This window comes from Amycolatopsis sp. NPDC043887 (assembly GCF_056435665.1).
In genome coordinates this window covers 1,022,654-1,029,261 of sequence record NZ_JBWKEB010000001.1, presented here as the reverse complement: position 1 = coordinate 1,029,261, position 6,608 = coordinate 1,022,654, and the positions used below count along the sequence as shown (strand labels likewise).

5 protein-coding genes are annotated in these 6,608 nt (G+C 69.2%); 3 read left to right on the top strand and 2 right to left on the bottom strand.

Translation table 11 applies throughout. The features are described 5' to 3' along the window. Nucleotides 1-168: 168 nt before the first annotated feature. The 3 genes from AC069H_RS05095 to AC069H_RS05085 all read left to right on the top strand — a co-directional run bounded on the left by AC069H_RS05095 (nt 169) and on the right by AC069H_RS05085 (nt 4,181). Entirely contained in the window at nt 169-921 is a 753-nt protein-coding gene (locus AC069H_RS05095) for an enoyl-CoA hydratase (RefSeq protein ID WP_478231383.1), read from the top strand. Nucleotides 922-1,209: 288 nt separating this feature from the next. Then, a complete protein-coding gene (locus AC069H_RS05090) occupies nt 1,210-3,117 on the top strand; it encodes a 2-oxoacid:acceptor oxidoreductase subunit alpha (RefSeq protein ID WP_478231382.1) in 1,908 nt (635 codons plus the stop codon). Continuing rightward, the gene (locus AC069H_RS05085) at nt 3,114-4,181 is read left to right on the top strand and encodes a 2-oxoacid:ferredoxin oxidoreductase subunit beta (protein ID WP_340684843.1); all 1,068 of its coding nucleotides are present in this window, start codon (nt 3,114-3,116) and stop codon (nt 4,179-4,181) included. The genes AC069H_RS05090 and AC069H_RS05085 overlap by 4 nt, the downstream gene beginning before the upstream one ends. Nucleotides 4,182-4,245: 64 nt before the next feature. On the opposite strand, the gene AC069H_RS05080 is transcribed toward AC069H_RS05085, so the two are convergent. Next, nucleotides 4,246-5,559: a sunset domain-containing protein gene (locus tag AC069H_RS05080; protein ID WP_478231381.1), complete on the bottom strand. Its 1,314-nt coding sequence runs from the start codon at nt 5,557-5,559 to the stop codon at nt 4,246-4,248. Nucleotides 5,560-5,574: 15 nt separating this feature from the next. Then, nucleotides 5,575-6,600 (bottom strand): polyprenyl synthetase family protein, encoded by a 1,026-nt coding sequence (locus tag AC069H_RS05075; protein ID WP_340688814.1) that lies wholly within the window; start codon nt 6,598-6,600, stop codon nt 5,575-5,577. Nucleotides 6,601-6,608: the final 8 nt, after the last annotated feature.

Below are 6,608 nucleotides of genomic sequence, written 5' to 3'. Positions count from 1 at the left end.
TCCCGCCGACCCCCGAGGCATGAACCTTTCCCGGCTACTGGAACGCCCGCCGACCCCCGAGGCATGAACCTTTCCCGGCTACTGGAACGCCCGCCGACCCCCGAGGCATGAACCTTTCCCGGCTACTGGAACGCCCGCCGACGCCCGAAGCGTGACACCCTCGTCCCCGTGACCGATCAGATCCACTCCAGCCACGACGGCGGCGTCGCCGTGCTCACCATCGACGCGCCCGCGACCCGCAACGCACTGACCCTCGACCTCTCCGCGCAGCTCGCCGAGGCCGTTTCGCGCGCCGAAACCGACGAAAGTGTCCACGCTTTGGTCATCACCGGCGCACCGCCGGCCTTCTGCGCGGGCGCGGACCTGGACACGCTCGCCGGCGCCAGCGAGGACGGACTCCGCGCCATCTACGACGGATTCCTCTCGGTTGCGCGGTGTTCCCTGCCCACGATCGCCGCGGTCAACGGTGCCGCCGTGGGCGCCGGGCTGAACCTCGCGCTCGCCGCGGACGTCCGCATCGTGGGACCGAAGGCCAAATTCGTGGCCAGATTTCTCGATCTGGGCATCCATCCCGGCGGCGGGATGACGTGGATGATCCAGCGGCTCGTCGGACCGCAGAAGGCCGCGGCGATGACACTCTTCGGTGAAGTCGTCGGCGCCGAAGCCGCCGTCGAATGCGGGCTCGCGCTCCGGCTCGTCGACGGCGACCTGATCAAGACCGCCCGTGAACTGGCGAAACCCGCCGTCGGCGCCCCGCGCGCCGTCCTTCTCGCGACGAAGCGCACGCTCCGGCACACCTCGTCGCTGACCGACCATTCGGCCGCCGTCGACGCCGAGATCGCGCCGCAGCTGACGTCACTCACCGCACCCGCGTTCACCGAACGGCTGGCCAGGCTCAGGGCCTCGATGACCGGCCGATGACCGTTCCTCGACCGGACTTCACTACGCTGGAAGGAGATACGGCTCACAATCAAGCCGCATCGCCGACCGTTACCATCGGTAACAGATAAACCGGATAATCCCCGCTCAGCGGCAAGCTCAGGACACTCCAGGAGTAGGTCCAGACCGTTTTTACGGCAACCTGGAAAGTGTGCCGAGGACTAACCTCGGGACATGGCACCTGTGACCTGGCCGACAGCCGGGCGAGGCACGCCGATCCCCGGCACGGCCGGGGACGACGCACGTCGGGAGAGAGGGAATCCCTGACCTATGAGCACGAGTGCGAACGGCAACGGCTCCTTGTCGGCCGTCAGGCCCACCGAGGTCGCCAAGCTGGACCGGGTGGTCATCCGGTTCGCCGGTGACTCCGGTGACGGCATGCAGCTGACGGGCGACCGGTTCACCTCCGAAGCGGCCGCCTTCGGCAACGACCTGTCGACCATGCCGAACTTCCCCGCGGAGATCCGCGCGCCGCAGGGCACCATCCCCGGCGTCTCGAGCTTCCAGGTGCACTTCGCCGACTACGACATCCTGACGCCGGGCGACCGGCCGGACGTCCTGGTCGCCATGAACCCCGCCGCGCTGAAGGCGAACCTCGCCGACGTCCCGGCCGGCGGGACGATCATCCTCAACACCGACGAGTTCACGAAGCGGAACCTGGTCAAGGTCGGCTTCGAGAACGATCCCCTCGACGACGACACCCTTTCGGCCTATCAAGTCCACCGGGTGGCCATGTCGACGTTGACCAGGGGCGCGCTCGAAGAGACCGGCCTGTCCAAAAAGGACGCCGAACGCGCGAAGAACATGTTCGCGCTCGGGCTGCTCTCGTGGATGTACCACCGGCCGACCGAGGGCACGGAACGCTTCCTCCGCGAGAAGTTCGCGAAGAAGGCCGACATCGCCGAGGCCAACATCCTGGCCTTCCGCGCGGGCTGGAACTACGGCGAGACGACGGAGTCGTTCGCGACGACGTACGAGGTCGCGCCCGCGAAGCTGAACCAGGGCACGTACCGCCAGATCACCGGGAACACCGCGCTGGCGTACGGCCTGGTCGCCGCCGGGCAGCAGTCCGGCCTGCAGATCCTGCTGGGCACGTACCCGATCACCCCCGCGTCGGACATCCTCCACGAGCTGTCCAAGCACAAGAATTACGGCATCCTCACCTTCCAGGCCGAGGACGAGATCGCCGGCATCGGCGCCGCGCTCGGCGCCTCCTACGGCGGCGCGCTGGGCGTCACCTCGACGTCCGGGCCCGGTGTCGCGCTGAAGTCCGAGGCCATCGGTCTCGCGGTGATGACCGAACTGCCGCTGGTCGTCGTCGACGTCCAGCGCGGCGGCCCGTCGACCGGCCTGCCGACCAAGACCGAACAGGCCGACCTGCTGCAGGCGATGTTCGGCCGCAACGGCGAATCCCCGGTGCCGATCATCGCGCCGCTGTCCCCCGCCGACTGCTTCGACGCGGCGATGGAGGCCACCCGGATCGCGCTGAAGTACCGCACACCGGTGTTCCTGCTGTCGGACGGCGCGATCGCGAACGGCTCCGAGCCGTGGCTGATCCCGGATGTCGAGGATCTGCCGGATCTGCGCGTGGAATTCGCCACCGAGCCGAATGCCGAGGACGGTTCCGGGGAATTCTGGCCGTATGTGCGTGACCCCGAGACCCTCGCCCGAGCGTGGGCGGTGCCGGGCGCCGCCGGCCTCCAGCACCGCATCGGCGGGCTGGAGAAGGCCGACAAGACCGGCCACATCTCCTACGACCCCGACAACCACGACAAGATGGTCCGCCTGCGCCAGGCCAAGATCGACGGCGTCGACGTCCCGGACCTCCTCGTCGACGATCCGAGTGACGGCAAGGCACGGGTGCTGGCGCTCGGCTGGGGCTCCTCCTACGGGCCCATCGGCGCCGCGTGCCGCCGCGTCCGCAAGGACGGCATGCCGATCGCGCAGGCGCATCTGCGCCATCTCAACCCGTTCCCGGGCAACCTCGGCGACGTACTCCGTTCGTACGACACCGTCGTCGTCCCGGAAATGAACCTCGGCCAGCTTTCGATGCTCCTGAGGGCCAAGTACCTCGTCGACGTGAAGTCGTACACGAAGGTCGCCGGGCTGCCCTTCAAGGCCGAAGAGCTGCAAGGCGTCTTCACGGAGATCATCACCAGTACGGAGGGGGCGAAGTGACCGCGATCGACCTGGGGATCCCCACCCTCGGCGGCTTGGACCTTGTGCCGACCGAGACCGAACCGCAGAAGGCGAAGGACTACAAGTCGGACCAGGAGGTCCGCTGGTGTCCCGGCTGCGGGGACTACGTCGTGCTCAACGCCGTGCAGTCGTTCCTGCCGACACTCGGCCTCAAGCGCGAGAACATCGTGTTCATCTCGGGTATCGGGTGCTCGTCCCGGTTCCCGTACTACCTGAACACCTACGGTATGCACTCGATCCACGGCCGGGCGCCGTCGATCGCCACCGGGCTCGCGACCGCGCGGCCGGACCTGTCGGTGTGGGTCGTCACCGGTGACGGCGACGCGCTGTCCATCGGCGGCAACCACCTGATCCACGCGTTGCGCCGCAACGTGAACATCAAGATCCTGCTGTTCAACAACCGGATCTACGGCCTCACGAAGGGCCAGTACTCGCCGACGTCCGGGCCGGGCATGGTCACGAAGTCCACCCCGATGGGCTCGGTCGACACCCCGTTCAACCCGCTTTCGCTGGCGATCGGCGCCGAGGCGTCGTTCGTGGGCCGCGCGCTCGACTCGGACCGCAAGGGACTGACCGAGGTGCTGGAGGCCGCCGCGAAACACCGCGGGTCGGCGCTGGTGGAGATCTACCAGAACTGCCCGATCTTCAACGACGGCGCCTTCGACGTCCTCAAGGACAAGGACGAGGCCGCGACCCGGCTCATCCCGCTGAAGGCGGGCGAGCCGATCAAGTTCGGGCCGCAGGGTGAATACGGGGTCACGCGGAGCGGCTGGGCAGGCCTGGAGGTCGGGAAGGTCGCGAACATCGGCGAGGAGAACCTCGTCGTGCACGACCCGGCGATCGAGGACACCTCGTACGCGTTCGCGCTTTCGCGGATCGGCGACCAGAACCTGAACCACGTGCCGACCGGCATCCTGCGGCAGGTCGAGCGGCCCACCTACGACGACCAGGCGCGTGCCCAGGTCGCGGAGGCCCGGGCCGCCCGCGAGCCCGACCTGCAGGGGCTGCTGCGCGGCAAGGACACCTGGACCGTCGTCAGCTAGCCCAGAACTGCAATGAAGGGGCCTTTCATCGCAAATTTTGCGATGAAAGGCCCCTTCATTGCAGTCAGGTGAGGGGACGGAAGCCCACGCGCTCCGCGTCGGCGGCCGAGCGGAACCAGACCTCCGCGACCATCTTCGGGAACTGCGGCGAGTCCTCCGTGCAGTACCGCAGTGCGGTCACGCTGGCCTTGACCGCGAAGTCGTCGGCGGGACGGCCACCGCCCGGCCGCGGCATCGCCGAACCGGGACCGAACGGGCCTGGCGGGACGGACTCCGTCACCGGAGCGACCTGCCGCGCGGGCGGGGGCTCCGGGGCCGGCATCGCGTCGCCGGGCTGGACGGCGGGCTCGAACAACGAACCGCTCTGCCCACCGGACAGTTCCGGCTCACGACGTTCGATCGCCCGCATCGACGGCTGAATCGGCTGTGGCGGCTCGAAACCGCCGAGCACCGCACCCCGCGGCGTGCGCTTGGGCAGCACCTGGGTGGCTTCGGCGGGCGACTCGGGCTGCTCCGAGTCGAGGGGACCGGCCTTCGCTTCTTCGTCGGAACCGAAGGCGTACGCGGGCGGGTCGTGCAGCTCCTCTTCCCGCTCGAACCAGTTGGTCTCGACGGGGGGCTGCTCGGTCTCCACGCGCGACGCGGGGCTGAACAGCGAAACCGGCTCCGGCTGCGTCTCGGCGCCTTCGGGGTCCAGCTGCATCTCCAGGCGGGACCGGTACGGCCCCTCGCCCGGCGACGACGGCTGCGGCTCGGGTTCCGGCTCCGGCTCCGGCTCGACGTCCAGCTTCGACGCGGGCTGGAGGTAATCGGTCGCCGCAGCGACGTACGGGTTCTCGGGCTCCGGCTCGGGTTCCGGCTCCGGCAAGGCCGCCGGGATGTACTGCGTCCGCTCGGCCGAGGGCTCCGGGTCCGGCTCAGGCTCAGGCTCCGGCTGGGGCGCGGTGCGGTACTCGGCCTCGTACTCTTCTTCAGGCTCGAAGATCTGCGTCGCGGAGTGCTCCGGCTCCTCGGCGGTGTCCTCGTGCACGTCCTTGGCGGGCTCCTCGGCAGGCTCGGTCCACTGCTGGGCGGGCTCCTGCTCGATGAGCGTCTCGGGGTACGCGGGTTTCGGCTCCTCGACGGCCGCGAACTCCTCGTCCAGCTCGTCGTGCGACGGCTTCGCGAGGTACGCGGTCCCGCCGGCGACGGCCGCGGCACCCGCGCCGAGGCTCACCCCGGCCGGCAGCCTCGACGTCTCGGCGTGCGCGGTGGCCAGCGAGCTTTCCAGCTCACGGATGCGTTTGCGCGCCGGGAGCACCAGCACCAACCAGGTGAGCAGCGCGCCGACGACGAACGCCAGCAGACTCCACAGCCAAACCTGTCCGAAAATGGACATCTAACCTGCCCTTTGTCAATGCGTTCGTGCGACCAGGTAGTCGGCGACCGATTCGCAGGCGTCCCGGGCGGGCGACGCGGGCAGCGCCGCGAGTTCGGCACGCGCCCGACGAGCGTAGTCGGAAAGAGTTTCGCGTGCGCGTTCGAGTCCAGACGAGGCACGCAGCAGGTCCAGGGCCTCGGCGACGAGCTTGTCGTCCGAGATCGGGCCCGACAGCAGCTCGACCAGGCGCGGATCGGTGGCCGGGTCGGCCAGCGCGTACAGCATCGGAAGGGTGCGGACGCCTTCGCGCAGGTCTGTTCCCTGCGCCTTGCCGAGCTCGTCCGAGGCGGACGCGATGTCGATGACGTCGTCGGAGATCTGGAACGCCGTCCCGATGATGTCGCCGAAGCGGCGGAGCGCGTCGATGTAGTGGTCGGGCGCGCCGGACATCATCCCGCCGAACCGGCCGGAGGTGGCGATCAGCGAGCCGGTCTTCTGCGCGATGACCGTGAGGTAGTGCTCGACCGCGTCGTCGCCGTCTGCCGGGCCGACCGTCTCGCGCATCTGCCCGGTGACCAGCTCGCCGAAGGTCTCGGCGATGATCCGGGCCGCGTCGGTGCCGAGGTCCGCGACCAGCCGCGAGGCGTGCGCGAACAGGAAGTCGCCGGTCAGGATGGCGATGGTGTTGTCCCAGCGGGCGTTGACGCTCTCCGCGCCGCGGCGCATCGTCGCCTCGTCCATCACGTCGTCGTGGTACAGCGTCGCGAGGTGCACCAGCTCGACCGCCGCCGCGGCGGTGACCACCTGGTCGCCCTGCTTCGGCCCGAACTGCGAGGCCAGCAGCGTGAACAGCGGACGGAAACGCTTGCCACCCGCCTCGACCAGGTGCGAAGCGGCGTCCTCGACGGCCTTGACGTCACTGCGGACGACCTCGCGGAGCAGCGTCTCGACGTCGGCGAGGCCGGTCGCGAGCGTGCGCAGGAGCTGCTCGTCGGCGATCTGGAGCCCCACGGACGCGCGCAGGTCCTCGATGGCACCACCTGGGGCAGGTGAAGACACAGACACGT

Bases quoted from the DNA above. Each gene is read 5' to 3' on its own strand.
- AC069H_RS05090 (WP_478231382.1), top strand. From the start codon at position 1,210: ATGAGCACGAGTGCGAACGGCAACGGCTCCTTGTCGGCCGTCAGGCCC.
- AC069H_RS05080 (WP_478231381.1), bottom strand. From the start codon at position 5,559: ATGTCCATTTTCGGACAGGTTTGGCTGTGGAGTCTGCTGGCGTTCGTC.